At 73.2% G+C, this 14,403-nt stretch carries 18 protein-coding genes; 9 read left to right on the top strand and 9 right to left on the bottom strand.

Annotation, left to right across the window (positions count from 1 at the left end):
• On the bottom strand, positions 1 to 585 hold a 585-nt coding region (locus C1I98_RS22195; RefSeq protein ID WP_111169360.1), incomplete at its 3' end, for a DUF2249 domain-containing protein.
• A 56-nt stretch (positions 586 to 641) separates the two neighbouring features.
• On the opposite strand from C1I98_RS22195, the gene fdxA reads away from it, so the two are divergent.
• Genes fdxA through C1I98_RS22210 form a run of 3 tightly spaced genes read left to right on the top strand, consistent with a single transcriptional unit; the run spans position 642 to position 1,997 of the window.
• Entirely contained in the window at positions 642 to 986 is a 345-nt protein-coding gene (gene fdxA, locus C1I98_RS22200) for a ferredoxin (RefSeq protein ID WP_111169361.1), read from the top strand.
• Between the two features lie 4 nt (positions 987 to 990).
• Positions 991 to 1,650 (top strand): helix-turn-helix transcriptional regulator, encoded by a 660-nt coding sequence (locus tag C1I98_RS22205; RefSeq protein WP_267898062.1) that lies wholly within the window; start codon positions 991 to 993, stop codon positions 1,648 to 1,650.
• Positions 1,650 to 1,997 carry a cupin domain-containing protein gene (locus C1I98_RS22210; RefSeq protein ID WP_111169363.1) on the top strand — a complete coding sequence of 116 codons (348 nt, stop codon included), beginning with the start codon at positions 1,650 to 1,652 and terminating at the stop codon, positions 1,995 to 1,997. Before C1I98_RS22205 ends, C1I98_RS22210 begins: the two co-directional genes overlap by 1 nt.
• Here C1I98_RS22210 and C1I98_RS22215 read toward each other — a convergent pair.
• The 4 genes from C1I98_RS22215 to C1I98_RS22230 are packed head-to-tail and all read right to left on the bottom strand — an operon-like array spanning position 1,975 to position 5,237.
• Positions 1,975 to 2,547 carry a GNAT family N-acetyltransferase gene (locus C1I98_RS22215; protein WP_199537123.1) on the bottom strand — a complete coding sequence of 191 codons (573 nt, stop codon included), beginning with the start codon at positions 2,545 to 2,547 and terminating at the stop codon, positions 1,975 to 1,977. The two genes, C1I98_RS22210 and C1I98_RS22215, sit on opposite strands and share 23 nt — an antisense overlap.
• A 52-nt stretch (positions 2,548 to 2,599) precedes the next feature.
• Positions 2,600 to 3,133, bottom strand: a complete 534-nt coding sequence (locus C1I98_RS22220; protein WP_111169365.1) for a hypothetical protein — start codon at positions 3,131 to 3,133, stop codon at positions 2,600 to 2,602.
• The gene (locus C1I98_RS22225) at positions 3,130 to 4,557 is read right to left on the bottom strand and encodes an ATP-binding protein (protein WP_199537124.1); all 1,428 of its coding nucleotides are present in this window, start codon (positions 4,555 to 4,557) and stop codon (positions 3,130 to 3,132) included. The genes C1I98_RS22220 and C1I98_RS22225 overlap by 4 nt, the downstream gene beginning before the upstream one ends.
• Positions 4,554 to 5,237, bottom strand: a complete 684-nt coding sequence (locus C1I98_RS22230; RefSeq protein WP_111169375.1) for a response regulator transcription factor — start codon at positions 5,235 to 5,237, stop codon at positions 4,554 to 4,556. The genes C1I98_RS22225 and C1I98_RS22230 overlap by 4 nt, the downstream gene beginning before the upstream one ends.
• 135 nt (positions 5,238 to 5,372) lie before the next feature.
• Between C1I98_RS22230 and C1I98_RS22235 the strand changes: the two genes are divergently transcribed.
• Complete coding sequence (locus C1I98_RS22235) at positions 5,373 to 5,672, top strand: hypothetical protein (protein ID WP_146607564.1); 300 nt, start codon at positions 5,373 to 5,375, stop codon at positions 5,670 to 5,672.
• A gap of 1 nt (position 5,673) precedes the next feature.
• Positions 5,674 to 6,297 carry a class F sortase gene (locus C1I98_RS22240; RefSeq protein WP_111169368.1) on the top strand — a complete coding sequence of 208 codons (624 nt, stop codon included), beginning with the start codon at positions 5,674 to 5,676 and terminating at the stop codon, positions 6,295 to 6,297.
• 9 nt (positions 6,298 to 6,306) lie between these two features.
• On the opposite strand, the gene C1I98_RS22245 is transcribed toward C1I98_RS22240, so the two are convergent.
• Together C1I98_RS22245 and C1I98_RS22250 are read right to left on the bottom strand one after the other, a co-directional pair.
• Positions 6,307 to 6,708, bottom strand: a complete 402-nt coding sequence (locus C1I98_RS22245; RefSeq protein ID WP_199537125.1) for a maleylpyruvate isomerase family mycothiol-dependent enzyme — start codon at positions 6,706 to 6,708, stop codon at positions 6,307 to 6,309.
• A gap of 182 nt (positions 6,709 to 6,890) precedes the next feature.
• A complete protein-coding gene (locus C1I98_RS22250) occupies positions 6,891 to 8,297 on the bottom strand; it encodes an MFS transporter (RefSeq protein WP_111169369.1) in 1,407 nt (468 codons plus the stop codon).
• Positions 8,298 to 8,561: 264 nt separating this feature from the next.
• Here C1I98_RS22250 and C1I98_RS22255 point away from each other — a divergent pair, with 264 nt between their 5' ends.
• Together C1I98_RS22255 and C1I98_RS22260 are read left to right on the top strand one after the other, a co-directional pair.
• Complete coding sequence (locus C1I98_RS22255) at positions 8,562 to 9,137, top strand: TetR/AcrR family transcriptional regulator (RefSeq protein WP_199537126.1); 576 nt, start codon at positions 8,562 to 8,564, stop codon at positions 9,135 to 9,137.
• Entirely contained in the window at positions 9,134 to 9,424 is a 291-nt protein-coding gene (locus C1I98_RS22260; protein WP_111169371.1) for a hypothetical protein, read from the top strand. The genes C1I98_RS22255 and C1I98_RS22260 overlap by 4 nt, the downstream gene beginning before the upstream one ends.
• Positions 9,425 to 9,440: 16 nt before the next feature.
• Here C1I98_RS22260 and C1I98_RS22265 read toward each other — a convergent pair whose 3' ends face one another.
• Entirely contained in the window at positions 9,441 to 9,818 is a 378-nt protein-coding gene (locus C1I98_RS22265; RefSeq protein ID WP_111169372.1) for a hypothetical protein, read from the bottom strand.
• An 83-nt stretch (positions 9,819 to 9,901) separates the two neighbouring features.
• Between C1I98_RS22265 and C1I98_RS22270 the strand changes: the two genes are divergently transcribed.
• Positions 9,902 to 12,079, top strand: a complete 2,178-nt coding sequence (locus C1I98_RS22270) for a tetratricopeptide repeat protein (RefSeq protein ID WP_158558141.1) — start codon at positions 9,902 to 9,904, stop codon at positions 12,077 to 12,079.
• A gap of 57 nt (positions 12,080 to 12,136) precedes the next feature.
• Here C1I98_RS22270 and C1I98_RS22275 read toward each other — a convergent pair whose 3' ends face one another.
• On the bottom strand, positions 12,137 to 13,345 hold the full coding sequence (locus C1I98_RS22275; RefSeq protein WP_111169374.1) for a CDP-glycerol glycerophosphotransferase family protein: 1,209 nt from the start codon (positions 13,343 to 13,345) through the stop codon (positions 12,137 to 12,139).
• A 393-nt stretch (positions 13,346 to 13,738) separates the two neighbouring features.
• Between C1I98_RS22275 and C1I98_RS22280 the strand changes: the two genes are divergently transcribed.
• On the top strand, positions 13,739 to 14,403 hold a 665-nt coding region (locus C1I98_RS22280; protein ID WP_158558142.1), incomplete at its 3' end, for a DUF4082 domain-containing protein.

The following is a 14,403-nucleotide window of genomic DNA, read 5'->3' on the forward strand; positions in this document are numbered from 1 at the left end:
GGGTTCGATGGGGAGGGCCTGGCGGCGTTGGTGGACGGTGAGGTAGCGCAGGCCGTCCGGGCCCGCGGTGAACCGGCGGTGGGAGCGGCGGGGGAGCCAGAGCAGTACGCCGGGTTCGAGGTCAAGTACGCCCAGTTCAGTGGCCAGGTGCCCACTACCGGCCAGGACGTGGATGAGGACGTCGAGGGGCGGGCCGGAGTGGGCCTCGATGGTGCCGCCCGGGGGCAGGGCGATGATGTTGGAGTCCAGGTCGCGTTCGTGGACCTGGAGTTTCCAGACGGCGCCGGTCGCGTCGGGGTCGCCCGCCGGCAGCCGGGTGTCGGTGAGGATTCGGGGCAGCGCCGTGGTGGCGAGTTTGGTGATCTGGATCCGCCAGTTCCGCGGCTCGCGGGTGAGGTAGTCCCATTGGAAGCCGCCGGGGTGGTCGGTCTCGAACTCCTCCCGCAGGTGCTTCGGGTCGTGGTCGTTGACCAGTACGAACGAGCCGCCGACGGGCAGGGCGCGGTAGGTGGCGAAGATCGTGGGGTGCTTGTCCGGCTTGCGCAGCGGCCGTACGTCGAGTTCGGCTTCTTGATGCGGGGACATCGGCGTATCTCCAGGTCGATAGTTTATACAACAAAAGATTGTGTAAACTCTAGGGCATGACGTACGTGATCGCTGAGCCGTGTGTCGACGAGCTGGACCGCGCGTGTGTGGCGGAATGTCCGGTCGACTGCATCTACGAAGGCGCCCGGAGCCTGTACATTCAGCCCGACGAGTGCGTCGACTGTGGCGCGTGCGAACCGGTGTGCCCGGTCGAGGCGATCTACTACGAAGACGATCTGCCCAGGGCGCTACGACCGTACGCGCCCGACAACGCCGCCTTCTTCGCCCTCACCCTGCCGGGGCGGGACGCGCCGCTCGGGTCGCCCGGGGGCGCCGGCAAGCTCGGTCCGGTGGAGGTGGACACGCCGCTGGTGGCGGGGCTGCCGCCGCAGGGAGGTTGATCGGGTGCCTCGGTCGGGCGGAGCGGAACCAGGGCGGCGGGCCGAGGTGTTGCGTGTGCTCAAAGCCGCGCCGGGGCCGTTGCCGATCACGGACATCGCCGATCGGCTCGGGGCGCATCCCAACACGGTCCGGTTCCATCTGGACAGACTGCTGGAAAACGGCCAGGTCGAGCGGGCCGTACCGGCCCACCGCACCGCCGGACGGCCGCCGCAGTTGTTCCGGGCGGTCCGCGGCATGGACCCGGCGGGGCCGCGGCACTACCGGATGCTCGCCGAGGTGCTGGCCGACACGCTCGGCGCCGAGCCGGACGCGCGGGGCCGCGCGGTCGAGGCCGGGCGGGCCTGGGGCCGCAGGTACGGCGGCGCGCCCGACCCCACCGGCCGTACCCACGTCCAACGGCTGGTCGCGTTGCTCGACGACCTCGGTTTCGCGCCCGGGCAGGCCGGTCAGGCCGGTCAAGGGGGCGGCCCGCCGCGCATCGAGCTGCGCAACTGCCCCTTCCTCGAACTCGCCGCGGACCGGCCGCAGATCGTCTGCCCCCTCCACCTCGGGCTGATGCAGGGCGCGATGGACGCCTGGGGCGCGGCGGAAACCGTCGATCGGCTGGACCCGTTCGTCACGGCCGACGTGTGCGTGGCGCACCTGACCGGAGGAGATGCCTGATGGAGTCGCGGTCTTTGCCGGACCTGGCCGCCGAACTGCTGGCCACGGCCCGGGAAGCCGCCGCCGGCCGGGCCGCGCGGACGGTCCACGCCGGTCACGGGCTGCGTCAGACGCTGCTGGCGCTGGCCGCCGGGCGCGGCCTGGGCGAGCACGACAGTCCGGGCGAGGCGACCTTGCAGGTCCTGGCGGGGCGGGTACGGCTGAGCGCGGGCGCGGAGTCCTGGGAAGGGGGCGCGGGCGACCTGGTCGCCATACCGCCCCTGCGGCACGCCCTCGACGCGATCGAGGACTCCGCAGTCCTGCTCACTGTCGCCCGGCAGACGGTCACGGCGCCGGCTGTTGCATGATCCAGATGTGCAGCGGTTCGGTCACCTCGCGTACGATCTCCCAGCCCGCCCGCCGGTACACCTCGACGTTGCCCGGCTTGCTGGTCTCCAGTACCGCGGGCAGGCCGTCCGCGGCGGCCCGGCGCAGGCCGGCCCGCATGACCGCGCGGCCCCAGCGGCGGCCGGCGCAGTCCGGGTGGGTGCCGAGGACGCCCAGGTACCAGAACGGCGCGGCCGGCAGCGCGGCGCGTACCGCGTCGTCGTAGGCGTTGACGCGGGCCAGCACGTCGGCGGGGTAGCCGGCGGACAGGCCCCCGTCGGGGGAGCCGGTCTCGACCGCGGGTCCGTCCCACATGGCGACCGAGTCGCCGTGCCCGATCGTCCAGATCGTCTGCTTGTGTACCCGTTTGTCGAAGAGGTCGCCGAAGAAGGCGGCGGCGTACCGGGGGTAGGCGGCCCGGTCCGGGAACAGATACCGCAGGACGGGATCGTCGGCGAACGCGGCGACCAGCGAGTCGACGACCCGGCCACGATCTGCCGGGGTGGCGACGGTGATGTCAGGTGCTGTCACATCGGCCGACGATATCTCACGCATTCCGCGCATTACCCGCATGGACCAGGCGTTACTCCGGCGCGCGCGCGAATTCCGAACACCGGAACGACCCGAGCCTTCCGCCCTTGCCGCGCTGGACGGTGACCGTCACCGCGTCGGGGTCGATGTCCGAGCGCGCGGCCAGGGCCGCCGCCGCTGTGCAGGTGAGTTGCCCCAGCCACAGATCCTGCGACTGGTCGGTGGGCGGCCCCTCCGAGGGCGCGGGAACGGGGACGGGGATCCGGTCCTGGAGGGAGATGTGGACTTTCGCCGCGTCCGAGGTGGCCTTGCCGACCGCGTCCTGCTCGGGGCCGAGTCCGGTACGCAGCCCGCGTCGTCGTTCGGCGGCCGTGGGACCGGCCACCAGCAGGTCCAGCGCCTCCTGGAGGGACGGCGACGGCAGCGGACGGCTCACCGCCACCAGCCGGGCCCCCGACACGAAGTAGAGCCGGGTGGTGGGCTGGAATCCGACGGCGGGCTCGCCGCCGTCGAGTACGCCGGTCGGCCTGATCCCGCAACCGGTCATCAGCGTGAGCACGAACGCCGCGACCAGGGCCGCCTTCATCGCGGCCCGCCGGCGGGCAGGGTGAGGGTGAACAGCGCGCCGTCGCCGGGCGGGTTGGCGACGTCGATCGAACCGCCGTGCAGGCGCGCGTTCTCCAGGGCGATGGCCAGGCCGAGCCCGCTGCCGTCCGATCGCACCCGGGCCGTGTCGGCCTTGGAGAACCGGTCGAAGACGTGCGGGAGCAGGTCCGGGTCCACCCCGTCCCCGGCGTCGCGGACCTCGATGACGACGGGGTCGCCGCCGCTCAGCCGTACGGTGACCGGGGGAGCGCCGTGCCGCAGCGCGTTGCCGACGAGGTTCGCCACGATCACGTCGAACCTGCGGGGGTCCATCCGGATCCGCACGTCCGCGGGCAGGTCCAGTTCGGCGCGCCCGTACCAGCCGCGGGTGCGCAGGCAGGCGCGGATCGCGTCGGCCACATCGACGTCGTTCAGGACCAGCCGCGCCGCCCCGGCGTCGAACCGGGAGATCTCCATCAGGTCCTCCACGAGCCGGACCAGCCTGCCCACCTCCAGGTTCAGCAGCCCGGCGGCGCCGGCCAGGTCGCCTTCGAGGCGCCCGGCCTCCTCCTCGAACATCTCCGCCATCGCCAGGATGGAGGCGAGCGGCGTGCGCAGTTCGTGCGACACGTCGGCGACGAACCGGCGCGCCCTGACCTCCATCTCGCGGAGTTCGGACACGTTGGCCTCCAGCGCGGCGGCCGTGGCGTTGAAGGTCGTCACCAGCCGCGCCAGCTCGTCGCCGCCGCCGACCTTCAGCCGGGTGTCCAGCTCGCCCGCGCCGAGCCTGCGCGCCGCGCGGTCCAGGTCGCGTACCGGGCGCAGTACGCCCCTGGCCGCCAGCAGCGCGAGCACCACGGCCAGCGCCAGTACCGGCAGCACGCCGTTCCGGGCGGCGGCGAGCAGCGCGTCCTGGTCGGCCGCCTCGGGGTCGAGCGGGGTCACCAGGTAGACCTGCACCTCGGAGGGGGTGCGGCGGCTGCCGAGCAGCACGGGCGTGCCCACGACGAGGTAGGGGGTGCCGCCGGAGATGACGCGCTGGTAGAGCAGGCGCTGCCGGGTGGCGAGGCCCTGGCGCAGCGCGGGCGTGATCGGGCCGGTACGGTCGCCGGAGGCGATCAGCCCCGAGTCGCGGTAGACGGCGGCGCCGGTGGCCGACAGGAACGCGGGGGCCACGCCGTTGGCGAGCCGTTGCAGGGTGGCGCGGTCGGGCGGGTGCCGCATGTTCTCGGTGAGGGTCGCGACGCGCAGCCGGAACTCGTTCACCAGCGATGACTCGGTACGCGCCAGCATGAGATCGCGCGCCTGGCGGTAGACCAGGCCCGCAGCGGTGACCGCGGCCAGCCCGGCGAGCAGGACGAACACGACCACCAGCCGGGCCCGCAGCCCGCGTACCGCGAGCCGGAACCCCCCGCTCGGCCTCACAAAGGCCCGAAGCGGTAGCCGAACCCACGGGCGGTCTGGATGTACCGGGGTTTGGACGGGACGTCCTCGATCTTCGTGCGCAGCCGTTGCACACAGGCGTCCACCAGCCGGGAGTCACCGAGGAAGTCCAGGTCCCAGACCGACTCCAGGAGCTGCTGGCGGCTGAACACCTGGCCGGGCGCGGCCGACAGTTCCAGCAGCAGCCGCAGTTCCAGCGGCGGGAGGGTGAGCCGGACGCCGGCCTTGGCGACGGTCAGCGAGCCGCGGTCGATCGCCAGGTCACCGTGGACCTCCGGACCCGCGCCGGCCGGGGCGGGCGGGCCGCCGCGGCGAAGTACCGCGCGGATGCGCGCCTCCAGCACGCGCGGGCGTACCGGCTTGACGACGTAGTCGTCCGCGCCCGCCTCCAGGCCGCTGACGACGTCGAGGTCGTCGCCGCGGGCCGTGAGCATGACGATGGGCGTGGGGCCGCCCGCGCGGATGCGGCGGCACACCTCGAAGCCGTCCAGGCCGGGGAGCATCAGGTCGAGCACCACGATGTCGGTGGGCGCGGCCTGGAGGCGGCGCAGCCCTTCCTCGCCGGTACCGGCGGCGTCCACCTGGTGGCCGTGGCGGCTGAGCGAGAGGCGCAATCCTTCCCTGACGGACGGATCATCTTCGATCAGCATCACTCTGGCCACCGTCCAAGTATCCAGCTTGATCAGGACGTTTCCGGCGTTGCCCGGCATTCATTACAGGCTCATGACATTTCGCTCATGGCCAGCTGATGTCGCGCTGTCAGGATCGGGGCCGCTCACCGACACCTAGGAGGATCTGTGCGATTCGCTGGTAAGACGCGAGACGTCCTGGCCGTGGCCGGGCTCGCCGCCGCCCTGCTGACCGTCGGCGGACCGGCCCTGGCGGCGGCCACGCCCAGCCCCGTGCCGTCGCCCGTCGACGAGGGGCCCGGTGACAAGCCCCGCGAGGCCGAACCCCGCCCGGTGCCCGAGGGCGCTCCGGAGACCGGCGGCGGTCCGGGCGGGAACGTGCTCGGCCCGGTCGGCGGGGTCCTGCTCGCGGCGGGGGCCGGGACGGGCCTGCTGGTACTGCACCGCCGTAAGCACACCTCGGCCTGAGATGCCGGGTGCGAAGGGCGGCGGACGCCGGGCCCTCGGCCTGGTGGCCGCCGCCCTCACCGTGACCGGCGCGGCGCTGCTGGGCGGCGGCGCGCTGCTGTCCGGCGCGACCCCACCGGTACCGTCCCCGGACAGCGCCCGTGCGCAGCCGCCCGTCACGGCCAGGCCGGTACTGCTTCGCTCCGAACCGCGCCGCCTGGACGTGCCGCGGATCGGTGTGCGCGTGCGGCTCTCCCGGCTCGGCCTCAACGCCGACGGCACCGTGCAGGTGCCGCCGGTGGACCGGCCCGAGCAGGCCGGCTGGTACGCACGCGGCTACACGCCCGGCGAACGCGGCGCCGCCGTGATCCTCGGGCACGTGGACGGCGGAGGCCGCAAGGGCGTCTTCTACGAACTCGGGCGGCTGCGCCCCGGCGACGCCATCTCGGTGACCCGCGCGGACGGCTCGGTCGCCGCCTTCACGGTGCAGTCGGTGGAACAGGTGGCCAAGCGCCGGTTTCCGGCCCAGCGGGTGTACGGCCCGCTGGACCACGCCGGCCTGCGCCTGGTGACCTGCGGCGGCGGCTTCGACCGGGGCAGTGGCCACTACACCGACAACATCATCGTCTACGCGCGCCTGAAATAGCCCACCGGCTCAGAGGGCCTGCTCCAGTTCGGCGACCCCGGGGCCGGCGAGGTCGGCCAGCGCCGCCCGCCGACCGGAGACCGCGAGCAGCAGGGCGACCGCTTTACCGGTCACCTCCGGGCCGGTCCCGATGGACAGGTTCGCGTCCGCGGCGGTCAGCCGTACCCGGGCGGCCGGCTCCTTGCCGCCGCCGTAGGAGGCGGGGGTGCGTACCTGGAAGCGGAGCGCACGTACCACGGCCTCCTCCGGGTAGGCGCGGGCCAGCCCCAGCGGCCGGCGGATGTCCTCGCCGTGGACGATCTCCTCCACGAGCCGGGTGTCCAGCGAGACGGGCGGGCCCGTCCTGCGCGGGGCCACCTGCCGAAGCCGTTCCAGCGTCTCCCGGGGCGATCCGCGGCGCTCGCGCGCCACCCCGCGCGCGTTCTGGCGGTCGAAGTCGAACCCCGCCCGTACCAGCTGGCCACCCTGGGGTCGTCCCCGCTCAATCGGTGAGCCCGTTCTCAGCGCTGTGGTTGCCGCGGGGGTGACTGACGGCGGCCGGTGAGGTTCACCACCTTGTTCGGTACGACCGGGTACGAACGCCCGGGCGGGGGTCAGGGCTTTGTTCTGGCCAGGAGGGGGAGGATCAGTGCGCCGAGGCCGGTGAAGGCGGCTGCGGCGAGGAAGGCGGCGGTGAAGCCGGTGGAAGTCGGGGTGGTGGTGCCGGGGAGGATGGTGCCGGCCAGGATGGCCGCGCCGATCTGGCTGCCGGTCGCGCCGCCGACCGTTCGGGCGACGGTGTTGACGCCGTTGGCGCTGCCGCTCTGTTCGGGGGTGCTGCCCGCGTTGACCATGGTCGGCAGGGCCGCCATCGCCAAGCCGTACCCCGCGCCGCAGACCAGGTAGCACGCCAGTACCTGCCACAGGGTGTCGTGCATGGTGGCGAGCAGCACGCCGCCGCAGGCGGCCAGGGTTAGACCGATCCAAAGAGGCGCGCGATGACCGACGTGGCGTTCCAGGCGAGGTACGGCCCAGCTCGCCGGGACGATGAGGAAGGTCCCGGGGAGCAGCATCAGGGCGGCGCCGGTGACCGTGGTCCCGAAGCCGATGTCGCCGGGCAGTTGGGCGATCTTGGGGAGTAGCGCGTAGAAGACGAACTGGTTCGCGCCCAGCGCGAACGCGCCGAGGTGCGCGATGAGCAGCGGGCGGTGGACCAGCAGGCCGATGTCGATCACCGGGTGCGGGGCCCGGCGTTCGATCAGTACGAACACCGCCAGCAGTGCCAGACCACCCGCGAACAGCCCGAGGACCGCGGGCGAGAGCCACCCCCAGACGGGCCCCTCGGTGATCCCGAGCAGCACCGCCACGAGGCCGCCCGCGAGGGTCACCGCGCCCGGCAGGTCGAGCCGCCCGGCCCGGCTGCCGGGCAGCGGCGGCACGAACGCGACGGTGGCGATCAGTGCGGCGAGCACGAGCAGCGCGCCGATCACGAACAGCCGGCGCCACGAGCCCTGGTCCACGATGACGCCGCCGACGAGCAGGCCCGCGCCCGCCGTACCGCCGACCAGGCCCGCGGTCAGCGCGAGGCCGAACGGCACCCGGCTGGGCGGGAGGGTGCGGCGTACGATCGTGAACGACAGCGGGAGAAGGGCCAGGCTGACACCCTGAACGGCCCGGCAGGCGATCAGCACGCCCACGTTGGGCGCGACGACGGCGGCGAGGTTGCCGGCCAGGTAGAGGCCGAGGCAGGCGATCAGCACGCGGCGGGTGCAGTACCGGTCGGCGAGCCGGCCCGCCAGCGGCGTGCAGACGGCGCTGGCCAGCAGCGTCGCCGACAGCACCGCCCAGGACGCCGCCGCCTGGCTGGTGCCGAGGTCGTGCTGTAGCACGCTCATCGCGGGCACGACCATGGTCTGTGGCAGGCCGTAGGAGAGTACGACCAGCACGAGCGCGGTCAGTACGCCCGCCGGCCTGCTGGTGGGACGGGCCGGAGCGGACGCGGGCGCGGCGGCGGTCGTCACGCGGACTCGTCCGCGCGCGCCACGTCGGAGGCGGGGCGCTCGCCTGGCAGGTGGCCGGGGGCGGGCTCGTCGGAGTTGGTCATCGCATACCTCGCATCTCCGGCAGGAATGGCCGTACGGGTGGTGCCGGATTCTGGACGCGACGGCGCTGCGGTGAAAGTCTCAGGGGCTCGGGGGGCTGTGCGAACGACGTTCGCGCAACAGTGCAGTTAAGTTAACCTAACGCGAACGACGTTCGCAACAGGGGGTGCGGTGACACAAGATGTGACATACCACCGCCGGCCGCTGAACCGGCAGCTCATCGTCGCCGCCGCGCGCAGGGTGGCCGACTCCGACGGGCTCGCCGAGCTGACCCTGCGCCGGGTGGCCGGTGAACTCGGTACCGGCCAGGCGTCGCTCTACCGGCACATCGCCGACCGGGCCGAACTCCTCGGCCTGCTCGCCGAAGACCTGGCGACCAGCTTCCCCACGCCCGGCGAGAGCGATGAGCATGGTCCCGCCGCCGACGCGGTGGTGGGTCAGTGGGAGGCGATGTACGCGTACCTCGCCGCCCACCCCTGGGGTGCGCGGGTCATAGCCGAGGGAAGCCGGGTCGTGGACGGCGCGCACAGCGTGGCCGGGCACAACCTGGCGCTGCTGCGGGCGGCCGGGCTCGACGACGACGACGCGGCACGCGCCTACCGCGCCCTGTGGCACCTGCTCCTCGGCCACCTCCTGAACGAGACCCCCCACCCCGCGACACCGGGTTCGCCGGGCGACTACTCCTGGGCCTTGCGTCGCCTGGTCGCCGGAATCGTCCGGGCCACCGACGCGCCCGCCGAGATAGATCCCGGATCATGAAACCCACGATCGTGAAACCGGAGGTCGATCTCGCCTATGCCGACCAGTCCTACGCCCTGCGCGGCACCCACGAGGCGGTGCCCGCCCTGTATCGCTCGGCGGCGATCAGAGAAGGCCGGGAGGTCGTCCGCGCCCCCGAACCCTACGACGGCATGAATCTGGTCTGCCTCACCAAGGTGGTCAATGGGCAGAAGGCGTTCTTGGCGGTGCACACCAGCAAGGTCGGAGGCGGCGACTATCATCTCGCGATCAGGTCGGCCGCCGACGGCGGCGATCTCTGCGAGTAATGCCCGCGAGAGGGCTTCAGTCCCGGCCGCCCAGATTGATCGACCCGAAAACGTCTCCCGCCTGTACGACCGGCCCGGTGATCCGCGCCTCGCCGCCGATCACGTTGACCACATCGTGTTTCTGCTGCTGGACGACCCTGGACGTCTCCGACATCCAGGCGGCCAGTGCCCGCGCGAATTCGGGATCGGCCCCGGCCCGGTTCACCAAATCCTCCGCCATTTCGGTGGAAGTGGAATTCGCCCCAGGTTCCAGCTCCGCCGCCGTTTCCCTGCCGAATCGCCGCCGTACGAGGGAGGTCAGGGAGGTCCATGCGCTTTTGCCTGCTTCACCGGCGGCACCGCCGACGACGGCGGAGATGACGGCGGCCAGTGCGGGGATGATGCTCGGGTCCATCGCGTCCCTCAATACGTCGGAAAATGGGCTCGATCCGATTGTCGCCTTGCCCGCGCCGACCCGGGAAGGAAAACTTGCGGAACGTGGCGACCCATGAGGCGGCGGGCGAAGGCCCCATTGGCGGTGAAGGCCCCACTGGCGGCGATGGCCCGGCCGGTGATGTGCGCAACGAGCTGTCCGGCGGGCAGGTGTCCGGTGGCGTGGTACAGGCCAGGGACATCGCGCGCCTGACCATCGGGGCGGGCGCACCGCCGCCGCCGGTGCGGGTGCCCCGGCAGGTGCCCGCGCCGCCGCGCGGGTTCGTCAACCGGACGGCGGAGCTGGCCGCGCTCGACGCCCTGCTGGCCGGTGAGCCGGACACGCCGCCCGTGGCGGTGATCAGCGGCATCGGCGGGGTCGGCAAGAGCGCGTTCACCCGCCGCTGGGCGTACCAGGTCAGCGACCGGTTCGGCGACGGCCAGTTGTACGCCGACCTCGGGGCCCTGCGCCACCGGGGCGGGACCGAGGTGAGCGACGTACTGGGCGGGTTCCTGCGGGCGCTCGGCGTTCACGAGGAGTGGATTCCGGCCGAGCTGCCGGAGCGGGCCTCGATGTTCCGTTCCAAGACCGCGGGCCTGCGGCTGCTCCTGCTCATCGACGACGCCGAGCACGCCGCCGAGGTCACGCCGCTGCTGCCCGCCTCGCGGGGCAGCGCGGTCGTGGTGACCAGCCATCGCCGCCTCGGTGAGCTGCTGCTCTCCGGCGCGGTGCCGATCCGGATGGCGCCGCTCTCCGCCGACGAGGGCACCCGGCTGCTCGCGGGCATGCTGGGCGAGGACCGTCTGCGCGCGGCCCCCGCGGCGGCGGCCGAGCTGGTACGGCTGTGCGGCGGCCTGCCGATCGCGCTGCGGGTGGCGGGGGCCAGGCTGGTCCAGCGCCCGGCCTGGACGATCGAGCGGGTGGTCGGCGAGCTGACGGACGCGGCCCGCCGCCTGGACAGGCTGGCGGTGGAGGGGAAGCCCGTGGTGGAGACGGTGTTCGAGGCGGCCTACCACGGCCTGCCGCCGGGCGCGGCGCGGCTCTACCGGCGGCTGGGGCTGCTGCCCGGCCCGGACTTCCCGCTCGGCGCGGCCATCGCGATCGATGACGACGGCGGCGGCGGCGACGTGACGGCCCTGCTGGACGTCCTGCTCGACGCCAACCTCCTGGACGAGGTGGGCGACGGGGATCGGTACCGGTTCCATGACCTGGTACGGCTGCACGCCGCGCGGTGCGCAGAGCGCGAGGAGCCCGCCGCCGGGCGGGACGCGGCGCTGGAGCGGGTCGCGGAGTGGTACCTCGGGCGGATGGCCGCGGCCGATCTGGCCGTGATGGGGACGCGGCTGCGGCTGGCCGACCATGGGCGGCGGCTCGCGCTCGGCGGCACGCCGTTCGGCTCGCCGGGCGACGCGCTGGACTGGCTGGAGACCGAGCGTGCCAACATCCTCGCGCTGCTGCGCGGGGCCGCCGCACGCGGGTGGGACGAGTTCGTCTGGCAGGCGGCGGAGGCGATGTGGGCGCTGTACTACCAGCGCAAGCACTACGCCGACTGGCTGGAGGCGAACCGGCTCGGGGTCGCGGCGGCGCTGCGCTGCGGCGACCTGGCCGCGCAGGCGCGGATGCGCAACCAGGTGGCCCGCGCGCTGCTCGAACTCGGCGAGTACGGCGGCGCGCACGAGGAGCTGGTCCTGGCCCGCGCGGCGGCCCGGGAGTCGGGGAACCGGCGGATGGAGGCGGCGGTCCTGGAGTCGCTGGGCCGGGTGGATCTGGAGCGGGGCGACCTCGACGCGGCCTCGGCCGCCTTCCGCGAGGCGCTGCGCGTCAACGAGGACATCGGCAATCCGCGCGGCGTCGGCTTGCAGACCTATCACCTGGGGCTGGCGCACAGCCGGGGCGGACGGCACGGCGAGGCCGCGGCGGCGTTCGAGCGGGCGATGACCGTGCTGACCGAGGTCGGTGACGAGCTGCTACAGGGCAAGATCGGGATCAAGCTGGGCGCGGCCTACCGGAGCCTGGGGCGGCCCGCCGACGCGGCCCGGGCGGCCGGGCGGGCGGCGCAGATCATGCGTGACCGGCGGGTCCCGGCCGAGGAGGCCCGGGCCTGGGAGCTGCTCGCCGTACTGGCGGGGGAGTCCGGCGACCGCGACACCGCACGGACCCGCGTACGGCAGGCGATCACGGCCTGGCTCGCGGCGGGCAACACCGACCGCGCCGCCGGGCTCCGCGAAGAACACGACCTCTAGCACTAGCCGATCCCGCCCCAGGCGGCCTCCGGTGGGCGGTGGGTACCGGACGGGCTGCTATCCGGCGGGGGAGTCGATCAGGGTGATCTCGGCGTGCCGGTCGCCCAGGCGTACCGTGGCTCCGGCCCGCAGTGCCTTCGCCGGGTGGCCCGCGACCAGCCAGGCGTAGACGGCGGAGGGCAGGTGGCCGGCGTCCAGGCCCGGTGAACCGGTGACCGTCAGGCGTTCGCCGTGGCGGAGGGTCAGGGTGGCGGTGCGTTCGCCGGTGATGGCGGCGGTCATGAAGCAGCCGGGGTGGCGGCGCAGGACCTCGTCCGCCCAGCCCGGCGCGTCGCCCTCGCGCATGATGATCGCGGCGCTCTCCAGGAGCCGCCGGTCGAGTTCGTCCGCCCAGGTGACCAGGTGCGCGTCGAGTGGCCCGTCGGCGGCCGGGTCGCGGGGCGGGGCGGCCGGGTACCGGCGCAGCGCGATGACGCCGCCCGGCTCGACCGCCGCCGTCACGAGCAGCGCGCCCGGCCGTACCTGCTCGGCGGCGGGTTCGGGCAGCGGCGTCACGGGCACGGCGGGGCCGGGCGGCGGGAAGTCCATCAGGTCGTAGGCGAGCCGCCGCAGGCGGTCCCCGCCGCCGTGGCCGACGCTGCGGACGGTCACGGAGTCGTAGGCGGCGGGGACATGTCCGGACATGAGGGCTTCGAGCTGTGGCAGCAGGCCCTGGTACCGATCCAGCCGGGGCAGCATGCGGCACAGTTCGGCGGTGGGCGAGGACGGGTCCAGTTCCTCCAGTTCTGCCCCGGATGAGGCGAGCAGCACCGGCCGGCCCAGCGCCGCGCCGTAGAAGGTCACCGACCCGTGATCGCCCACGACCGCGTCGGCGGCGATGAGAGCCCCCTGCCAGCCCGCGTGCGGCGGGATGAGGATCAGCCCCGCCTCACGCGCATCCGCCAGCCACAGGCGTAACTGGAGCCCCCCATGGCCGTACCAGACGTTGGGGTGGGCGGCCAGTGCCACCGCGTACTCGTCCAGCGGCAGTTCGGCCAGCAGCCGGGTCACCAGGCCGCCGCCGGACGCCAGAAGGGCGTGCCTCCCCCAGGTCGAACTGACGAAGACCAGCTTGCGGTCTCCGACGCCGAGCGCGCGGCGGTGCCGGTCCCGGCGTACGGCGTTCGCGGCGATCCGGTCGAAACACGGGTCGCCGGTGATCACGGCGCGCGGCAGCGCCTGCGGGCAGTCGCGGGCCAGCCGGGTCAACTGGTCGGCGTGTTCCACCGCTCCGCCCCGGCCCCCACCGGCACCGAAAGCCAGTCGTCGGTCGCCGCCGTTTCCATCCCGTGATTATGGCAAGGCCCCCGAGACCGATCCGGTGGACCGCCCTTGTGGATGGATCGGAGCGCCCGGTATAGGTGATCTGGACGGTACCGCGGCGGGCGAATCAGTGGTTTGGCCGCTTCCGGCCACGCGTTCCGGAGTGCTGATTTATGCCGATCTGCAAGAAAAATCGGGGAAAGGGCTGCATGTTGAAGATCCAAGTCGTAAAGATGGCACCCGGCACGAGGGAACGCAGGCGAAACTGGACAACGCAAGGTACGCACGACACATACCGGGTGGCTAATCGTCGCGGAGGTCGCAGACATGACCGGTAGGCATATCCCGAGTCCTGGCATGGACGGTGAGAGCGCGTTACCCGATCGGCGGCGGACACGCCGCGGCGTTGTGGCCGTGATCGTGGCGGCCTTCCTGGTGGGAGCGGCGGTACCCATCGTGTGGCTGGCCAACCGCGGCCCGCAGCAGGTACTGGTCGCCCCGGCCGGCGCGGCGGCGCCCGTCCGCGAAGCGCAGGAGACGAGCCTGTGGAACTCCCAGGAGATCGTCCCGGCCAGATACCGCGACCGCAGCGCGGTCGAACTCGGCACCCGCTTCACCGCCTCCCGTGACGGCTGGGCGCTCGGCGTCCGGTTCTTCAAGGCCAAGGGCGACCGCGGCGGGCACACCGGCAGCCTGTGGGACTCCCACGGGCGGCGGGTCGCCCGCGTCACGTTCACCGGTGAGAGCGCGACCGGCTGGCAGCAGGCGCACTTCGCCGAGCCGGTGCGGATCAAGGCCGGGCGCGTCTACACGGTCTCCTACCACGCCCGGCAGGGCGTCTTCGTGGGCACGCCGGGGTTCACCTCGGTGGAGTCCGGGCCGCTGCGCTCGGCGTGGGGCAAGGCGGGCGTCTACCAGTACGGCAGGAGCGCCTACCCGCGCAGGGCGAACCCGCGCTCCTACAACTACTGGGTCGATGTGATCTTCCGCTGGTACGAGTGGCGGCGTCCGACGCCCAAGCC

The sequence above is a fragment of the Spongiactinospora gelatinilytica genome (assembly GCF_003236385.1).
GTDB lineage: Bacteria > Actinomycetota > Actinomycetes > Streptosporangiales > Streptosporangiaceae > Spongiactinospora > Spongiactinospora gelatinilytica.

What these genes read in the sequence shown, in the direction of transcription:
- fdxA (WP_111169361.1), top strand. Translation starts at nt 642, where the DNA reads ATGACGTACGTGATCGCTGAGCCGTGTGTCGACGAGCTGGACCGCGCG.
- C1I98_RS22260 (WP_111169371.1), top strand. Translation starts at nt 9,134, where the DNA reads ATGAAACCCACGATCGTGAAACCGGAGGTCGATCTCGCCTATGCCGAC.
- C1I98_RS22220 (WP_111169365.1), bottom strand. Translation starts at nt 3,133, where the DNA reads ATGAAGGCGGCCCTGGTCGCGGCGTTCGTGCTCACGCTGATGACCGGT.
- C1I98_RS22240 (WP_111169368.1), top strand. Translation starts at nt 5,674, where the DNA reads ATGCCGGGTGCGAAGGGCGGCGGACGCCGGGCCCTCGGCCTGGTGGCC.
- C1I98_RS22210 (WP_111169363.1), top strand. Translation starts at nt 1,650, where the DNA reads ATGGAGTCGCGGTCTTTGCCGGACCTGGCCGCCGAACTGCTGGCCACG.
- C1I98_RS22265 (WP_111169372.1), bottom strand. Translation starts at nt 9,818, where the DNA reads ATGGACCCGAGCATCATCCCCGCACTGGCCGCCGTCATCTCCGCCGTC.